The sequence below is a fragment of the Vibrio sabulosilitoris genome (assembly GCF_055391395.1).
The window spans coordinates 1567782-1584651 of sequence record NZ_AP029600.1 but is presented as its reverse complement, the minus strand read 5'-3'; the positions used below and the strand labels follow the sequence as shown (position 1 = coordinate 1584651).

Below are 16870 nucleotides of genomic sequence, written 5' to 3'. Positions count from 1 at the left end.
CTGGAGGTAAAGTCACGGCGATTAATTGTACGCCGTGATTCCACCGATTAACCGTTCAATATTGCCTTGGCTATACTTAGAAATCTTTCGCTCTATAAACTTTTAACACAATATTAAATCGCCTATGGATCATCTTTTTGTCTACGGCACCTTGGCTTTAGGTTGCCCTAACGAGCAAGTACTGAACAATATTGGTGGCACTTGGACAAGGGCGTTTGTCACTGGTCGATTGCATGACAGCGGTTGGGGCGCAGCAATGGGATATCCGGGCTTGGAGCTTATTGACAGTGGTGAGCGCATCCATGGGTATCTATTTTCGTCGCCGAATTTGGTCAAATACTGGGGCGAATTGGATGCGTTTGAGGGAGATGGGTACCAAAGAGTGCTGACCACTGTCGAGCTGCTTACGGGTGACCATCGCCAAGCCTATGTCTATGTGTTGAAACACGTTTTAGTATAAGGCAATCATCAATAGATTCGGTCGTTATCCGCACCGAAAGACCATATTGGGTCGTGAATCTAACTCAGAGGAGCTTGAATTTCTTAAGTAACCCAAGTCTGGCTTCTAATTTTTCTCTCGTTATTGTGGTGAAGGATAGGGTGATAATGTAGCGTTAACTTGTTGAATATATTGAACTGTCGTGTTTGTGTCAGGGTGATGACGTTCCGTGACGGCAGATTTGTGCATTAAGTTGGGCGGGTAAACAGCTAAAGGATGGCAAGATGATAATTAGAAAGTTAAGACTACAAAGAGGATGGTCTCAAGATCAGTTGGCACAACTCAGTGGGTTGAGCGCTCGCACGATACAACGGATTGAACGAGGTCAAAAACCGAGTCTAGAGTCATTGAAATCCTTAGCTGCTGTATTTGAAACCACAGTCGAACAACTTCAGCAGGAGCCAACAATGAGTAACAAAGACACCAATCTCACCGAGCAAGAGCAGACCGTCATTGATCAAGTCAGAGCAATAAAAGGTTTTTACTCTCACCTTTTCACCTATCTTCTGGTGATCACTACACTGTTCGTTATTAACTATGTGACCTATGCCGGCTACATTTGGGCGTGGTGGCCAGCATTGGGTTGGGGGGTAGGTATCATCAATCACGGCATCAATGCCTATGAGCTGTTTGATCCGCTCGGCGCCAAATGGGAGAAAAAACAGATTGAGCGTCGCTTGGGCCGAAAACTATAGCGCCTCGATTTTGTGAGCAATTCGCGCTTAGACACAGAACGCAGTTACAAAAGATGGCAGGTGATCCAACTAGGGCTTAGCATGTTATAAATGAAAGGAAAATAAAAGTTAGAGGTGCGGCGGCTGGTTGAGGTCGTTGGCGTGTGAGAGGTTGGAATCTCGTGATCAATCACTCGCTCCCCGGAACGAAGTGAAACCCGAACCTCGCAACGCAGTGTACCTTTTTAGTAATAAACGGAGAATGCTAATGCTTACAAAATTAACCACAGGGGGCTTGTTGGCCCTTGGTATGAGTTTTTCAGTCCACGCTGCTGAGTGTGAGGTCACTATCGACTCTAACGATATGATGCAGTTCTCAACCGACACCATTACCGTGCCTGCAAGTTGTGCAGAGGTGACACTAACCCTTAACCACACTGGTAAGCTGCCAGTGCAGACCATGGGACATAATGTGGTGATCACGGACACCGCCAATCTGCAAGCGGTTGGCACCGCTGGTATGCAGGCAGGACTCGACAATCAATATGTGCCGCCGGGGGATGCTCGGGTGTATGCGCACACAGAGGTGATTGGTGGTGGTGAGAGTACGACGATCACCTTTAGTACTGCTGAAATGGAAGCGGGGGGGGATTATAGCTTCTTTTGTTCCTTCCCCGGCCACTGGGCGATCATGAAGGGTGCCTTTGTTTTTCAATAGCCCTTTTTGGCGATAATGTAATCGTTCTAATACATGACAGAGCCGAGAGCAATCTCGGCTTGTTTGTTTTTACTGTTCGATATTGGCAATCACGGGGCAGTGATCGCTGAGGTGATAGTCAAGTACATCGCGAGACGAGTAGATATTTTGTCTTACCTTGCTAGCGTTAAGTGGCGCACTGACAATAATGTGATCAATCAGTGAGCGAAACTGGTGTAGGCGGTTGGGATCGCGATTTGAGCGAACCTTACACTTGGCACGCGTCTTGGCGGTAGCAAGCTCAACCTGACCGCTTTGGTTCAAGGTTTGCCACAGCCAATCATTCGGGTAGGCAAGGTTATGGTTAAAGTCTCCCGCAATAACATAATGCTGCCCGGTCTTCTCACGCTCTGTAATCCAGTCCGCTAACACTTGCCCTTGTTGCTTAAGCTGCTGACAGTTGCTGTTGTCACGAAAAGCCCCACTGCATCCAGCCTTGAGATGCACTGACAGCAGATGCAGTGGCTGCTCACTCTTAGGAGCAAGCACGATGTAAGCGCCAAAGCGCAGCTTGCTGTTACGTCTGCTGCTCAAGCGAATATCCGTAATATTCTCGAAGGCAAGGCGCTTCTTAATAGCAAAGCCGGTGTACTGATTTAGGTTTTTAAATTGGTGATTGCGATTATGCGCATTGGCGCGGTCAGAGAGAACGATCATGTAGTTGTTCCCGACGACTTTTTGGATCGCCTCAAGATCATTGATCTCTTGGAAGGCGAGGATATCGGGCGACATGATTTCAAAATAGCGACGAAGGGCTGCAAAGTCGTCACTGGTGCGCCGCGCTTGTGGCACAGAATGATCCTGCTCGCTGCTCAACCACTCAATGTTCCACGACACGATTTTGAGTGGAAAATAGTCATCAGTTGCATAAGATTGTGTACTGGTTAGCAGGCTAACGAGCAAAGTGAGACCTGTGCGGAGCCATTTCTTCATAAACATTACAGCCGTAATAAAAACGTAAGCCCTTATCCTAGCAGGACTCTGAAAAGATCAACGACTATTTGATGGTTTTTTTTAAATTTCACTGTTTCTACACATAACGAGAGTGGGTTAAAATTATCGCCACAAAACTGAACAGCAGTCGGTTTTTATTGATCTAGGTCAATACTTTTGGGTAGTGCATTTCGTTAAATACGCCCACAATATATAGTGTCAGTCGAATAATAAAGCACCCTATATAGTGTATTTGTGGATAACTCTGTGAGTATGCTGGGGTAAGGAGAGAAGGTGAATCCTATCGTAATCAAGCGTGATGGCTCACGTGCACCATTTTGTCGTGATCGCATCCAAGCAGCAGTAGAGAGCGCGGCAGAACACAGCAACAAAGAGCTCGCTATCTATGCACTCAATGTCGCATTAGCGGTTGAATTGAAGCTGGAGGATTGCGAAGAAGTAAACATTCACGACATCCAAACCCTAGTTGAAAATGAGCTGATGCAGGGCCCTTACAAGGAACTTGCGCGCTCTTACATCGAGTACCGTCATGATCGAGATATCGCACGCGAAAAGCAGAGTGTGCTAACGCGTGAGATCGAAGGTTTGATCGAAGAGAGCAATCTGGATCTTATCAACGAAAACGCCAACAAAGACGGTAAGGTTATTCCAACGCAGCGTGATCTTTTAGCAGGCATTGTGGCTAAGCACTATGCCAAGACTCACATTTTGCCACGCGACGTTGTGAACGCTCACGAAGTGGGTGATATCCACTACCACGACCTTGATTACGCACCTTTCTTCCCAATGTTCAACTGTATGCTTATCGACCTAAAAGGCATGCTAACGCGCGGCTTTAAGATGGGTAATGCAGAAATTGATACGCCGAAGTCGATTTCAACCGCGACCGCTGTGACTGCGCAGATCATCGCCCAGGTGGCGAGCCATATCTATGGTGGCACGACGATCAACCGCATCGATGAAGTGCTGGCTCCGTATGTAAAAGCGAGTTATGACAAGCACTTAAAGGTGGCTCAAGAGTGGGAAATCCCTGATCCACAAGCGTTTGCCAGCGCACGTACTGAGAAAGAGTGTTACGATGCCTTCCAGTCTCTGGAATACGAAGTAAACACCCTGCATACTGCAAACGGTCATTATGTAGTAAAGTACTTTATGAAAAATTTATGTGTGTGTGCGTACTACCTAGAGCAAGGAAATTTCACGTTAGCCCTGCAAGCCTTTAAAACACTCGATTCAATGACACTACAGAATTCATTTCGCCTAGCTGAACTGGCTGTTATTTCGCGAGAATACTCTCGTGAGGTTGAGAAAAAGCAAAACTTACAAAAACAAGCCTTCCAAATCGCAGCTTAAAAACTAAAACTATAAGGAGAAATGAACATGATTATGAAACAACACGAATCAGCAGTTGTGGTTAAACGTGATGGCGCAAAGGCTATCTTCAACGCACAACTTATCAAGAATGCTGTTCAGTCGGCAGCAGAAAGTATTGACTGCACCAACCTCGAGCTAGGCGATATCGTTGCCGCCAATGTTTGCGAGAAAATGAATGGTAAAGCCGAGATCGAGATTTCTGAGATCCAATCTCTGGTAGAAAAAGAACTAATGCATGTCGATGAGGATGTGGCTCGTGCTTACATCGAGTATCGTCATGACCGCGATGTACAACGCGAAAAGGCAAGTGCTCTAAGCGCTGAAATTTCAGGTTTGACTGAACAAAGCAATGCTGACCTACTGAATGAAAATGCAAATAAAGATAGCAAGGTGATCCCTACTCAACGCGATCTTCTTGCAGGCATTATCTCTAAGCATTACGCAAAGCACCACATGCTACCTCGCGACATCGTTCAAGCTCATGAAAGTGGTGAAATCCATTATCACGATCTAGATTACTCTCCATTCTTCCCAATGTTCAACTGCATGATTGTAGATCTGGAGAACATGCTTAAGAACGGTTTCCGCATGGGTAATGCAGAAATCGACACACCTAAGTCGATCCAAACGGCCACAGCTGTCACTGCTCAAATCGTAGCTCAAGTAGCTAGCCATACTTATGGTGGTACTACACTTAATCGACTTGATGAGGTATTAGCACCTTACGTAACGATAAGTCATCAGAAGCACCTAGATACAGCTAAAGAATGGGATGTGCCAAACCCTGAAGATTACGCACGTAAACTAACAGAGAAAGAGGTCTATGACGCTTTCCAAAGTCTTGAGTACGAAATCAATACGCTTTTCTCAAGTAATGGGCAGACTCCTTTCTTGAGTGTGAACCTAGGTCTAGGTACTAGCTGGGAATCTAAACTTATCCAGAAGTCAATTTTCCAGAATAGAATCAAGGGCTTGGGTAAAAACAAGAAGACTGCTGTTTTCCCTAAGTTACTGTTCACTATCAAAGATGGCGTTAACCTTAAGAAGGAAGACCCAAACTACGACATTAAGGAGCTTGCTCTAGAGTGTGCTTCGAAACGCATGTATCCAGATATCCTGAACTACGACAAGGTTGTAGAGGTCACTGGTTCATTTAAGGCCCCAATGGGATGTCGTAGCTTCCTCGGTCGCTATGTTGATGAGAATGGCAATGAAATACACGAAGGACGTAACAACCTTGGTGTAGTCAGTCTTAACCTACCTCGCATCGCCATCGAAGCTAACGGTGATGAGGCTAAGTTTTATGAAATCATGGAAGAGCGCACTGAACTTGTACGTCGTGCATTAGAGACTCGTATTGACCGCCTTCGTGGTGTTAAGGCACGTGTTGCTCCAATTCTATACACTGAGGGTGCTTTAGGTGTTCGCCTTAACCCGGATGACGAAGTGCTAGACATCTTCAAGAATGGCCGTGCATCAATCTCGATGGGATACATCGGTATTCACGAGACTATTAATGCACTTTACGCTAAAGATGGCGAGCATATCTTTGATGACGAAACTCTTCGCCAGAAAGGTATCGAGATCGTTAAGTTTCTTAAGAACAAAGTTGATGGTTGGAAAGAGCAAAGTGGCTGGGGCTACAGCTTATACAGCACGCCTTCTGAAAACCTTTGTACACGCTTCTGCGCTCTAGATACTAAAGAGTTTGGTGTACTAGATAGCGTCACAGATAAAGGCTACTACACCAATAGCTTCCACCTTGATGTGCAGAAGAAAGTTAATCCATACGACAAGATTGACTTCGAGATGCCATACCCGGAACTAGCGAGTGGTGGCTTCATCTGTTACGGCGAGTTCCCTAATATGCAGCGCAATATTGAAGCTCTTGAGAACGTGTGGGATTACAGTTACAGCAGAGTTCCTTATTATGGAACTAACACACCAATCGATGAGTGTTATGAATGTGGCTTTACTGGCGAATTCGAATGTACAAGTAAAGGCTTTACATGTCCTAAATGTGGCAACCATGACCCTAAAAAAGTATCCGTAACACGACGTGTCTGTGGATACCTAGGTTCACCAGATGCTCGTCCATTCAATTCTGGTAAGCAAGAAGAAGTTATCCGCCGCGTTAAGCACATGTAGGACTGAATGAACTACCATAAATATCAACAAGTTGATGTTGTTAATGGTGAAGGTACACGTTGCACCCTGTTTGTAGCAGGGTGCGAACATAATTGCCGAGGCTGTTATAACAAATCAACTCTAAACCCCAATTCAGGTCACCCATTTACACAAGAGATGGAAGACCAAATTATTGCTGATCTTAAAGATGAGCGAATAAAGAGACGTGGGTTGTCGCTCTCAGGTGGTGACCCTTTGCATCCTGCAAATACGGCAAGTATCCACAAACTTGTAGTTAGAGTGAAAGAGGAATGTCCTGATAAAGACATTTGGATGTGGACTGGTTACACAAATGATGAACTGTCGTCAGAGCAAAGATCTATAGTGAAACACATAGATGTCCTGATTGATGGTAAATTTGAGCATGATAAGTACGACCCAGAACTACTGTGGCGTGGAAGCTCGAATCAAATCATACATAGATTTAGTCTGTAAAATTGAAAGCATGGTTGTTGCCATGCTTTTTTTGTATCTGTAGGCTTAACTACCATAAAAATATAGATTTAGCGAAGAACTTTAAACAATATTTACTTCTACGAGTAAATACTTCTCCATAATGCTATTAGATACGGTAGTTATTGCTTACAGGGCAGTGCTCCGCGATCGTCACTTACAACTTTTTTCAATGCCAAAAATTGACTCTTTCTTGTGGCATTATCAGTAATTCAGTTCTAGGGTTCTAATGTGACCGCTGGGTTGTCACGTAACCTTGTTATGCTTGAAATTCCGCATTTTGCTTTCTCCTCTATGGGGAAAGCAAAATGTTCAGCTCTGAATTACGTTCCGCTTTGACTCGAGATTTTGGGTCAATGGTACATTCCAACCTTCTGATTTTTCACTTACTTTCTCGTAATGCGAACACTCAGGTTCAAACTAGTAAGCGCTATGGTAAGTCACTAGGAATCGTTTCTGAGGCTCTATCAATGGCTAAAGTGCTGATAAAGGAAGGGACGACCAGAAATGTACTCAAACAAATCACACTTTGCATAGGAGTGATTCTTGAGACTCACGGCTGTCTGCCTGTGAAGCAAGTAACAGCGCTTTTAATTCGTAAGGGGTTTATAGATTTCGATATTGATGCTCGTCATTTATTCAAAATAATTGGGTATGCTGAGCTCCTCGAAATCAATTTTGTTCTAGTAGACGTTGAGCTTAACGAGGTGAAATTCGATAGGGCTTCTAACAAGGATATACTAGTTAATAGAAACGACTGGAGAGCAGCTAGTCGTGATCTAAAGAACTTGATCGTGATAGGTAAACAACGCGGTATTGGGTACTTTTCAATGTCAAACTATTCTCTGGCAGGGGTGACTGCCCGGTTGCTCAATCACAGTTCTATTGTTACTTGTAGTTGGCGAAATCAAAGGACGTATTTCTATGTTCCGGTTGGTTCCCGCTTATCATCAGCGATTGAGATAGCGTTTAGCCGAACTGATAAGTTACCGCTATATAGGTTGGTACCAACACTTGAGAGGGCTCTAAGAGCTCAATCTCTATACTCGCTCATCAAGAGTAACACCATTAGTGGGATTTCCTATCATTATCCTCAAGCTTTAGAAATCATATCTTTATTGCGCAACCACTCACTGTGTGAAGTCGTAGGTGGTGCTGTCTACTGGTACGGTGGACATGCACCACTAAGTTTAAACCTCCAATTGATCTTGTCCGTGATGGACTCCCAGTCGTGTTGGAACTTCGAGCAACTGAAGCAACATTTAGCAGTTACCTTAAAAAATGCTGGGCTCCCTCACTCACCGGGATACATAAAAAAAACTCTGAGTCACAATCCAATAGTGTATGTGGACACTAAGCATGGTAGACGAAACTATCGTTATCGGTTGATTGACAAATAGAACTCGATGATTAGCTCATGAAATAACGTGTCGGTACTAATAGTTGGACTAATGTCTAAGTGGCTGTTTTCACTTACTGAAATCTATAGGTTACAGAAAATAGCCAGTGAGTTTCAATTAAATGTATGTTTTTAATGACTAATTTTATTGCCTTTAAATTGAATGGCACGTAACTTTTGCGTCACAGATTTACCATCCCACGTCGTACAACTGTCCGACACAACGCTATTCAGGAAAAAAATTGGAATATTGTAAACGCCGAATTAAATCGCTTGGAGAAACGATACTGTGGACTCACCTCTCGTTTTCAGAAACCGAGGTCGAGCAGTTAGAGTGCCTATTGAAACAAGCCCAAAACGACGAGGCAGCTCAACTAAAAATTGGCTCTATACTCTCACAAATTCAGTCAAATCGAGTTGCTGGCAACGGGTTTGACTATGCTGTAGGTATCGAGGTTCACGATACGGCTGAACTATCGCGGTATCGTATTAATATCACGTCTGCATTTCGGGCATCGCACTTAGAGCGAGGCGGTAAACGACACATTTTTGAGCTAGGGACTCTGAATAGCTCTTACAAGTATTATGTTCGTTCTGACCAACTACCACCTTCTGAAAAACGTAAATTTTTTCGGAAGCATCCATCTGCCAAGCAAATAACGACTGCGGTGTGTACCACATTATTGCCCTTAATGGATGATGAAGACTACCGAGTGCTGTCTACATACGAAGAATTGGAGGGGAAAACCGATAAGGCTTGGAGTATTTCAGCTTTTTTGCGAATGTGCAGCCTTTATACATCTGGCTACAAGGCGAATCTACTTGATAATGTACATCAGAAAATTACGGCAATAATACTAACTAAATTATCGCGAGCCTACGCAGAAACTCACTTAATAGAGCGCCTAGATAATTTGTTTATGGGGAAACGTCTAACGGAGACGGACCGTGTAAAGGCCACGATGGTCATGGATGAAAATCAAATGGAGAAAGAGAAAAAATCGTTTACCCGAGTAACGGATCAAGATAATTCGATGCAAAAAGAGGTTATTCGATTATTAGGTAAGGTGGAGGACTTGGAAGACCTTAATTTCCATCAACTAGGGCATCAATGGCATACGGGATACTTTATTGCTGGGTTGTTACCTCCTGAATTACAGTCGTACTTAACCAAAAAGAAAAAACAGCTTGGTATACATAGTAGCCGTATGACGCTGTTGACGCCGCACGGAACCGAGTTTAGAGATGACTTTTTAGTCAACTTAGTGGATGCCATGAAATCGTTTCCATTTGGGGCTATGGACGAGTTTCGTCGCTACTATGACCAACACCTAACTAATTGGTCAAACCTTTTGTACAAGCGGACTGGAAATGAGGAAACAGATGATTATATAGATAACCTCATACTATCTGGTGATAGCGAGGCCGCGTTTGTATCTTGTTATAGTGCTATGGTTATGCGAAAGGCCGCCAGTTCACTGGTGGTTAATGCAAACAATGAGTTTTTATTAACAAATTAGGAAGTCTAGATTCGCCGGGCTGTAGAACATGTGAGCCCGGCTCTCCTTCAAACAATCCAAATCTATTTGTACTGTAGTGAGCACTTTGTGCACAGTCAGATATTGAGAATGACTAATGTTGCCAAAAAAAAGGGGGACAATGATGGTTCTGCCAGAACTAAGAGCATTTGAGTTGCATGGAACACCATTTCCAGTTGTCGACCCAGCTGAGTTACCGCCCAATATTAATGAGGCGCTAGATAGATTTATGAGAGGTAAAACAGTTAGCCATCCCATATACATTTATATGCATGACTGGTTAGAATTTCGTAGTGCTGTTAGGCGAGGCCATATCACGATAGGTCCGTGACCAAGGTATGGCCTCGCGGACATTCAACGTTTGAGCTAGGTAGTAAAACATTCAACTAATTCTCATTCTCTCTCGCTATGTTCACTGTCCGGGAATATAGGCGGGTTTTGGGATGCTTAGTTTAGGCAGGCTTTCCGGCGTTATTAGTTGCAATTTTTGGAGTACTTCACGTCTAAATGAATCATTAGAAACCTCACAGATACTTTCTGGTACACTCATACTCGACATGTTGATATGCAAGAGTGGGAATAGATGTATCTATCAGAACTTTCAATAAAAAACTTTAGGTCATTTAATGAGAATGGCGTCACTATAAAATTTAGAGAAGGTTTAACAGCAATAGTAGGCGAAAATGATTCTGGCAAAACTGCTATCATAGATGCATTGAGATTCCTTCTCAGCACTACGGATCAAGAGTGGTTAAGGTTCACACAGGACGACTTTTATCAATCAACGGTCAATGACTGCTCATCCTCTGAAATTCAAATCTCTGCTATGTTCGAAAATCTTACATTAGGTGATAAATCTGCTTTTGCCGAGTATCTAACATATGGAGTGAACAAAGATGATCAACCTTCTCTTCATATAACCCTCACTGCAAAACAAAACGGCAGGAAATCTGGCAGGATTGTTACTTTTACTGAGACGCGCTCTGGCTTAAATGCTGAAGGACCAGTGTTTGATAATCGAACTCGTAGTTTACTAGCTGCAACGTATCTTAGACCACTTCGAGATGCAGAAGATGAGTTGTCATCTGGAAGAAGCTCGCGCCTTTCTATGGTACTACATGCTTTAGGAGGAATAGATGAAGGTGAGCTGTTTGACTCAACTCAGGATGAAATTAAGTCTTTTGACGCGGAGAAAATAAGTAAGCTCAGTTTATTGGGGTTAGGCGACTACTTTAACAAACTTATTGAGAGCCATGGACATATCACCAAAGGAAGCTCAAAAGTAAATGACCATTTAGAGGCAATGCAGTTAACTGGAGAACAGTTGAATAGCAATATATCTGTTAGCTCAAATGGTTCCGATTCAGTGCGTTTACGTCAGTTGCTTGAAAAGTTAAATTTAAACTTGGGTAACGCATCAGGGCGGATGGGATTGGGATCAAACAACATTCTTTTTATGGCTTGTGAACTTCTTCTACTAGCTGATGAACAAGATAGCTTTCCCATGCTTTTGATCGAAGAGCCTGAGGCCCATATTCATGCTCAAAGACAAATTAGGTTGATTAATTATTTGCAAAGTATCGCCAGAAAGACACGAGCTGACGGGCAAAAACCTCAAATTATCATTACTACACATAGTCCAAACTTAGCTTCAGAGATTTCTATTGATAATTTGGTAATTATGAAGTCTGGAAGTGCCTTTAGTATGTGTCAAGAACAAACCAAACTTGACAAAAGTGATTATCGATTTTTACGCCGTTTCTTAGATGTTACGAAAGCCAATTTATTTTTCGCGCGAAGTGTCATGGTCGTTGAGGGTGATGCAGAGAATATACTTATTCCAACACTAGCTAAGTCAATTGGAAGGGATTTTACTAAGCATGGCGTTTCCATTGTGAATGTAGGGGGCGTTGGTCTAAGACGATACGCAAAAATCTTCTTGAGAAAAAACGTTGAGGAAGATGGCAAAATAGCTATCCCTGTTGCCTGTGTTACTGACCTAGACGTAATGCCGAACTGTGGACCAGAAATCATCAAAAAAGTAAAAAGGGGTGAAAGTTGGCCTAAGACAACAGGGAGTCAGCCTAGGAAGTGGAGGGCAAAAAGTGATTTTGAAGGTAACCAATTAACAGAATATAAGAATAAAATTCGTGACAAAGCGCATGAACAAAATGTGAGTTCTTACGTGGCGGATGAATGGACACTTGAATATGATTTGGCCCACTATAACAGTAATGCATTAGCGCAAGAGGTTTTCATTGCAGCAAAGCTCGCAATATGGGACGAAAATGAAAGTTATAGTGACAAGAGTTACGAGGAAAAGATTGTTATCGCCACCGATGAATACAGTACTTTATATGCAAATGTAGAAAGTACTGCAAAAGAAAGAAATTGGTGCCAGTCAGAAGTTTTAGCATCAAATGTATATGCTCAGTTTGTCACAGGATCAAAGGCATCGAAGTCTATAACTGCTCAATATTTGGCAAAAATTCTTGAAGACCGATTCGCTACTGTGAAACCAAATCAAGTCGAAAAACTACTTCCTACATACCTTGTAGAAGCAATCAAATATGTGACACCGGATACACGTCATTAAAAGGGGAAGAAGCATGATGATGCCCAGTACTAAGTCTCAAGGTTTTACAGAAGAAGATATTCGATGGGTGGTAAAGATTCTTAACTTGCCAGACAAAGCTTTCTCAGATGAACAAGATGGTGGCGCTAGAAATAGAGTTCTAAAGTCTATTAATGAAACTTTAGATATCTCCGCTTGCCCCGGTAGTGGTAAAACGACCTTGCTCGTTGCAAAGCTTGCTCTTCTTGTACGTAAATGGCCTCATAAACGTAGAGGTATATGTGTTTTATCTCATACAAATGTAGCTAAAAATGAAATAAAGAATAAACTTGGCGGTACAGAAGTCGGTCAGGCTCTGCTGTCCTACCCCCATTATATTGGCACGATACATGGTTTTGTAAATGAGTTTTTGGCATTACCTTGGTTGCGCTCAAAAGGTATACCTATCAATACTATTGATACAAACTATGCTCACATTTGGCGGTGGAATGCATTGCCTGATTGGCTAATCGAAAACGCAGAGAATGCGCATGTTTCAAAATCTTCGTTAACTGTAAAGACACCGGATTGTTCTATTGGTGATGTTAGATGGGCTAAAGGAATACTAGGGAAAGATAAAAGAACTTACAAGTTGATGACTAATGCATGTAAAAAATCTATCGAAGATGAGGGCATCCATACATTCGATGAAATGTTTGTGTGGGCTCAGGACTTTGTTGACGAGAATAATCATGTGACAAGGTACATCCGAGAGCGATTCCCTACACTTTTGATAGATGAGGTTCAAGATAATAGCGAACTTCAATCTTCTATGCTGCATAAAATTTTCATGGAGGGGTCGTTACCTGTATGTAGAATGAGATTTGGAGATATAGATCAGGCTATTTTTAATTATGCGGGTGATTCAGAAACGGTTCATACAGATTCCTTTCCATCAAACAAAATAGGATCAATTATTGAACTACCTAACAGTTATCGTTTCGGCCCATCAATTGCTAAGTTAGCTTCTCCGCTTTCCATCGATGATACTGTTCTTGTGGGGCAGGGGACCGTTGATGAAGAAAATCATCATGCCATATTTTTAGTAGATGATGACTGTGTAGGTCGAGTGTTAGATTTTTTTGGAAAATACGTTCTTACGGTGTTTAAAGATAGTCAAGAAGCGTTAGATAAAATGCGTGTGACAGCGGTTGGTGCTGTTCACCGCAATAACGGCACCGATCGTATACCCCGTCACGTTGTTCATTATTGGCCCAAATATGATCCTGAAATAGCTAATCAAGAGCCAAAACCATCAACGTTTATGCAGTACGTGATGTCCGGGTTCCGTAAAGCAAGTTCGCAAGCAAGCGAAGTCTCTGGAGGAAATGTATTCACTGTTATCGAAAGTATAGCATCGGGTATTTTCAATAAAGCGAAAGAAGTTTCTACTAAAGAGGATTTTAAATCCAGAAAACGAAAACATCGCTACATGATAGAACTACTTGAAGAGTTTGATGAAAGTGCTTTAGATGATTATATGAAAATTGTTACTACTTTGGCTATAGATCGTGATATCCCTGACGCGGAGACATGGAAGCAAGTGTGGGTGAAGAAAGTAGCTAACATTGTATTTGCAATGTCCGGAACGAAACTGGCTGCTGATGACCCATTTTTTGCGTTTCCAGATTCGATGGTTGTTGAGGATGTTGGGTCTATGGCACCAAATTGCAATAATACGTATCAGGTGGAGTATGGCGGCCGTAACATAGATATTCACCTCAGTTCGATTCATGCAGTTAAAGGAGAAACTCACACTGCAACATTAGCTTTGGAAACATATAGCAAAGCGCATCACCTTGAAAAATTGCTTAATCAATTGAAGGGAAAACGTGCGACTTCCGCTACTGAGGCATTGAAAAATCGGCTCAGGCTTCACTATGTTGCAATGACTAGACCCACTCGCTTGTTATGCCTAGCTATGAAGAAAGACACCTTGACAGATAAAAAGACGGGAATAATAAAGGAAAGAGACATTAAAGCACTAAAGAAGCAAGGGTGGAAAAAAATAGGGATACTAAATTCCAGTGGTGGTTGTGATTGGTTGTAATTTACTAGCTTCTATAGCTGTTTTCTACTGAGAATCTCAATATCAGGTAACAACCTGTATTGGAGCAGTTCATCTAATATTAGTTACTCTATGACAAGGATATGTAAAATGTGAGCGATTTTCTATTTTAACGCTGCTTGCGGGCATCGTGACTCGTAGCTAGTGCTATTGCACTAATACAGTCACAGTAGCTTAAAAAGTATCTTGAACTTGTGTTAGAAAAGTTCGAAAGACTTATGTTTAATGGCATCAATTTTAGCCTTTAATTTAATCTTATCATTCGCTTTTTTGTATGCAAACTCGCTCATGAAAGTAACTAAGTGCTCTAAATCTTGTATGGCAGTTATTTTTACGAAAGATTTATCTTTGTTGACGTATACACGAGACTTTTTATCTTGCTGTAGAAGTTCTACGGCGTTACTCAAAGTTCCGGTACTTTTAGTGTCCCAAACCATCAACCCAAAGTCACAATCTTGAGTCATAGCTAGGTCTTTAGCGGTAAAATACGCCCTAGAACCGGGAGACGCATTACTAACAATATTTTTTACAGGCCATCGACCTACGTTGTTTCTAGGCTGTCCGCCCGTACAATACACAGTTACGTTCGGATAGGAATTTTGCTCTAAGAACTCTTGTATCGAGGTATCAACACCATCAGCATCACCAACTATCACATCAAAGCCAGAGTTAATGATATGCTTTAGCCGAAAACGTACGTTTTCGTCTAAATTCTTAATTCTCATTGAGCCAGAAATAAAAACCGTAGTCATTACCTTTTCCTAGTCGCTGTAGCAACAAAAATTTGATTAATTTTATCACACTTACGTAGTGTTTGTGTGGCAACTTCTAAAGAAGTTCCAGTATCGTACAAATCATCAACTATGAGCACATTATAACCTGTCTGCGGCAATGTCTCTGCCACCACGTTATCATCGATCTCAAATGCCTCCATTAACAGTTCTATACGCTCCTGACGACTGTCAATATCTTTCATTTGTGGTGTGGGCTTTGACTTAACAAGCAGACCGTCAATACAGCGCTTACCAGCGATGTTAGCGAGCTCTAAGGCAATTTCTTGCACAGGTTGTTTGGATCTAGCTTTCGAGGGTGGCATAGCCACGATAAAAGATATAAAAGGTAGTCTCGATACAATATCGTCATGTATGCTTTGAGCAATATCAGTACACTTAGCAAAATCATCTCGGTACTTCAAGCGAAACACTGCTTCTCCGACATCTGTTCTTACAGTATCAAACTGCGGACGGCCCCACTCGTTATCGCCAACATATGTACTACTTACAGTGTGCTTATCAAGAGAATAACCAGAGTCCCACACTCCTGTAATTTCCTTCACATTTACATCCATAATTATACTCCTAGCTTGGTATTAATCCTTCTTTGAAGGGTATCGCTTTATAGACCGATTTTTTCTTGCATTTGGCCTATGTTGCGACCGTTCACTATGAGGTGCAACTGGTATCATTTGATTATGTGAGACGAAAGAGAATCTGAGGAAAAACTATGGAATATTTTCGTATAGCTTTTCATTGACATGAACAAGGTTCATCCCGTGAGATGTGCAGTCGACGATATTGTTTGGTGGCTCAGAGAGGTAAAGGGCAAGGCCTAGCTTGGTATCAGATGAACCATGATACTTGTCGAACAATAAGGGTTATAATTTCTAGTCTGACACACCAATAGTATTTCTAAACTCTATGATTAGCTGGGACCTTATTTGGGGAATCGTTGTTTTTAGTTTTTCTGCTTTTTGCTTTTGTCTTTTATGCCCCTCATCATCTCCTTGACGCAAGCGTGCTTCACCAGAGCCATAATGCTCAACCAGCCAAAAGGTATCTCGCTGTAGCGCCTGAATTAAAACATCGATGCTATCTGGCAGCAAAATTCGATTTCTGCGCCAATATTTTAAAAGCTTTATATGTGTACTTTTAAACTGTTGATATTTTTCATCCCATGGTATTCCTTGATTAATTGCTACATCGGCATCACTCTCAAGATCTGCGAACATGCCGTACAACTCGGTAAATACCAAGGCTTGTTTTTCATATACGCCTGATGTTTTTACATTATACCGAAGTAAAGTTCTATCCAATTCGGCCTTGTAAAGCTTAATTTCCTTATCTGCGATGCTTTTCATGGACAATTCGTAGTTTTTTTCTTTAAGCTTAAACCAGTAGTCGATGACCCTTTTCCCTAAGTAGGTCAACCCTCCCATTATTATCGTAGAAGTAAATAAATTTGAAATTAGTTGCTCCATAAGTGATGAACTCCCTGATATTATAACGTACAGCTCATGGCTATAAAGCTGCGCCTAACTAACACATAATGCATTTTTTAGCTTACACCCTCAAGT

At 42.2% G+C, this 16870-nt stretch carries 13 protein-coding genes and 2 pseudogenes; 11 read left to right on the top strand and 4 right to left on the bottom strand.

The features are described 5' to 3' along the window. The first annotated feature begins 124 nt into the window (after positions 1 to 124). The 4 genes and pseudogenes from ACZ5R2_RS22595 (at position 125) to azu (ending at position 1891) form a co-directional block, all read left to right on the top strand. Complete coding sequence (locus ACZ5R2_RS22595) at positions 125 to 460, top strand: gamma-glutamylcyclotransferase family protein (RefSeq protein WP_464903634.1); 336 nt, start codon at positions 125 to 127, stop codon at positions 458 to 460. Beyond that, positions 456 to 551 (top strand): annotated as a pseudogene (locus ACZ5R2_RS22590) (DUF924 family protein); the annotation flags it as partial. The gene ACZ5R2_RS22595 and the pseudogene ACZ5R2_RS22590, both read left to right, overlap by 5 nt. Positions 552 to 723: 172 nt before the next feature. After that, positions 724 to 1194, top strand: coding sequence for a 2TM domain-containing protein (locus ACZ5R2_RS22585; protein ID WP_464903635.1), 471 nt, complete (start codon positions 724 to 726; stop codon positions 1192 to 1194). A 247-nt stretch (positions 1195 to 1441) separates the two neighbouring features. Next, a complete protein-coding gene (gene azu / locus ACZ5R2_RS22580) occupies positions 1442 to 1891 on the top strand; it encodes an azurin (RefSeq protein ID WP_464903636.1) in 450 nt (149 codons plus the stop codon). Positions 1892 to 1960: 69 nt separating this feature from the next. Here the strand turns inward: azu and ACZ5R2_RS22575 are convergent, their stop codons facing one another. After that, positions 1961 to 2863 carry an endonuclease/exonuclease/phosphatase family protein gene (locus tag ACZ5R2_RS22575; RefSeq protein WP_464903637.1) on the bottom strand — a complete coding sequence of 301 codons (903 nt, stop codon included), beginning with the start codon at positions 2861 to 2863 and terminating at the stop codon, positions 1961 to 1963. A 294-nt stretch (positions 2864 to 3157) separates the two neighbouring features. On the opposite strand from ACZ5R2_RS22575, the pseudogene nrdD (ACZ5R2_RS22570) reads away from it, so the two are divergent. The 7 genes and pseudogenes from nrdD (ACZ5R2_RS22570) to ACZ5R2_RS22540 form a co-directional block, all read left to right on the top strand. Then, a pseudogene (gene nrdD, locus ACZ5R2_RS22570) lies at positions 3158 to 4015 on the top strand (anaerobic ribonucleoside-triphosphate reductase); the annotation flags it as partial. Between the two features lie 249 nt (positions 4016 to 4264). Further along, positions 4265 to 6406, top strand: a complete 2142-nt coding sequence (gene nrdD, locus ACZ5R2_RS22565) for an anaerobic ribonucleoside-triphosphate reductase (RefSeq protein WP_464903638.1) — start codon at positions 4265 to 4267, stop codon at positions 6404 to 6406. Between the two features lie 6 nt (positions 6407 to 6412). After that, on the top strand, positions 6413 to 6880 hold the full coding sequence (gene nrdG, locus ACZ5R2_RS22560; protein ID WP_464903639.1) for an anaerobic ribonucleoside-triphosphate reductase-activating protein: 468 nt from the start codon (positions 6413 to 6415) through the stop codon (positions 6878 to 6880). 326 nt (positions 6881 to 7206) lie between these two features. Further along, complete coding sequence (locus ACZ5R2_RS22555; RefSeq protein ID WP_464903640.1) at positions 7207 to 8298, top strand: hypothetical protein; 1092 nt, start codon at positions 7207 to 7209, stop codon at positions 8296 to 8298. 340 nt (positions 8299 to 8638) lie between these two features. Beyond that, positions 8639 to 9817 carry a hypothetical protein gene (locus tag ACZ5R2_RS22550; RefSeq protein WP_464903641.1) on the top strand — a complete coding sequence of 393 codons (1179 nt, stop codon included), beginning with the start codon at positions 8639 to 8641 and terminating at the stop codon, positions 9815 to 9817. Between the two features lie 601 nt (positions 9818 to 10418). Continuing rightward, complete coding sequence (locus tag ACZ5R2_RS22545; protein WP_464903642.1) at positions 10419 to 12431, top strand: ATP-dependent nuclease; 2013 nt, start codon at positions 10419 to 10421, stop codon at positions 12429 to 12431. Between the two features lie 13 nt (positions 12432 to 12444). Then, positions 12445 to 14499, top strand: a complete 2055-nt coding sequence (locus ACZ5R2_RS22540; RefSeq protein WP_464903643.1) for a UvrD-helicase domain-containing protein — start codon at positions 12445 to 12447, stop codon at positions 14497 to 14499. A gap of 215 nt (positions 14500 to 14714) precedes the next feature. On the opposite strand, the gene ACZ5R2_RS22535 is transcribed toward ACZ5R2_RS22540, so the two are convergent. From ACZ5R2_RS22535 to ACZ5R2_RS22525, 3 genes are all read right to left on the bottom strand, one after another. Further along, positions 14715 to 15269, bottom strand: coding sequence for a hypothetical protein (locus ACZ5R2_RS22535; protein ID WP_464903644.1), 555 nt, complete (start codon positions 15267 to 15269; stop codon positions 14715 to 14717). Next, the gene (locus ACZ5R2_RS22530; RefSeq protein WP_464903645.1) at positions 15269 to 15865 is read right to left on the bottom strand and encodes a ComF family protein; all 597 of its coding nucleotides are present in this window, start codon (positions 15863 to 15865) and stop codon (positions 15269 to 15271) included. The genes ACZ5R2_RS22535 and ACZ5R2_RS22530 overlap by 1 nt, the downstream gene beginning before the upstream one ends. 315 nt (positions 15866 to 16180) lie before the next feature. Beyond that, positions 16181 to 16774 carry a hypothetical protein gene (locus tag ACZ5R2_RS22525; protein WP_464902411.1) on the bottom strand — a complete coding sequence of 198 codons (594 nt, stop codon included), beginning with the start codon at positions 16772 to 16774 and terminating at the stop codon, positions 16181 to 16183. Between the last annotated feature and the right edge of the window lie 96 nt (positions 16775 to 16870).

What these genes read in the sequence shown, in the direction of transcription:
- azu (WP_464903636.1), top strand. Translation starts at nt 1,442, where the DNA reads ATGCTTACAAAATTAACCACAGGGGGCTTGTTGGCCCTTGGTATGAGT.
- nrdG (WP_464903639.1), top strand. Translation starts at nt 6,413, where the DNA reads ATGAACTACCATAAATATCAACAAGTTGATGTTGTTAATGGTGAAGGT.
- ACZ5R2_RS22525 (WP_464902411.1), bottom strand. Translation starts at nt 16,774, where the DNA reads ATGGAGCAACTAATTTCAAATTTATTTACTTCTACGATAATAATGGGA.
- ACZ5R2_RS22545 (WP_464903642.1), top strand. Translation starts at nt 10,419, where the DNA reads ATGTATCTATCAGAACTTTCAATAAAAAACTTTAGGTCATTTAATGAG.
- ACZ5R2_RS22555 (WP_464903640.1), top strand. Translation starts at nt 7,207, where the DNA reads ATGTTCAGCTCTGAATTACGTTCCGCTTTGACTCGAGATTTTGGGTCA.
- ACZ5R2_RS22585 (WP_464903635.1), top strand. Translation starts at nt 724, where the DNA reads ATGATAATTAGAAAGTTAAGACTACAAAGAGGATGGTCTCAAGATCAG.
- nrdD (WP_464903638.1), top strand. Translation starts at nt 4,265, where the DNA reads ATGATTATGAAACAACACGAATCAGCAGTTGTGGTTAAACGTGATGGC.
- ACZ5R2_RS22535 (WP_464903644.1), bottom strand. Translation starts at nt 15,269, where the DNA reads ATGACTACGGTTTTTATTTCTGGCTCAATGAGAATTAAGAATTTAGAC.
- ACZ5R2_RS22540 (WP_464903643.1), top strand. Translation starts at nt 12,445, where the DNA reads ATGATGATGCCCAGTACTAAGTCTCAAGGTTTTACAGAAGAAGATATT.
- ACZ5R2_RS22595 (WP_464903634.1), top strand. Translation starts at nt 125, where the DNA reads ATGGATCATCTTTTTGTCTACGGCACCTTGGCTTTAGGTTGCCCTAAC.
- ACZ5R2_RS22530 (WP_464903645.1), bottom strand. Translation starts at nt 15,865, where the DNA reads ATGGATGTAAATGTGAAGGAAATTACAGGAGTGTGGGACTCTGGTTAT.
- ACZ5R2_RS22575 (WP_464903637.1), bottom strand. Translation starts at nt 2,863, where the DNA reads ATGAAGAAATGGCTCCGCACAGGTCTCACTTTGCTCGTTAGCCTGCTA.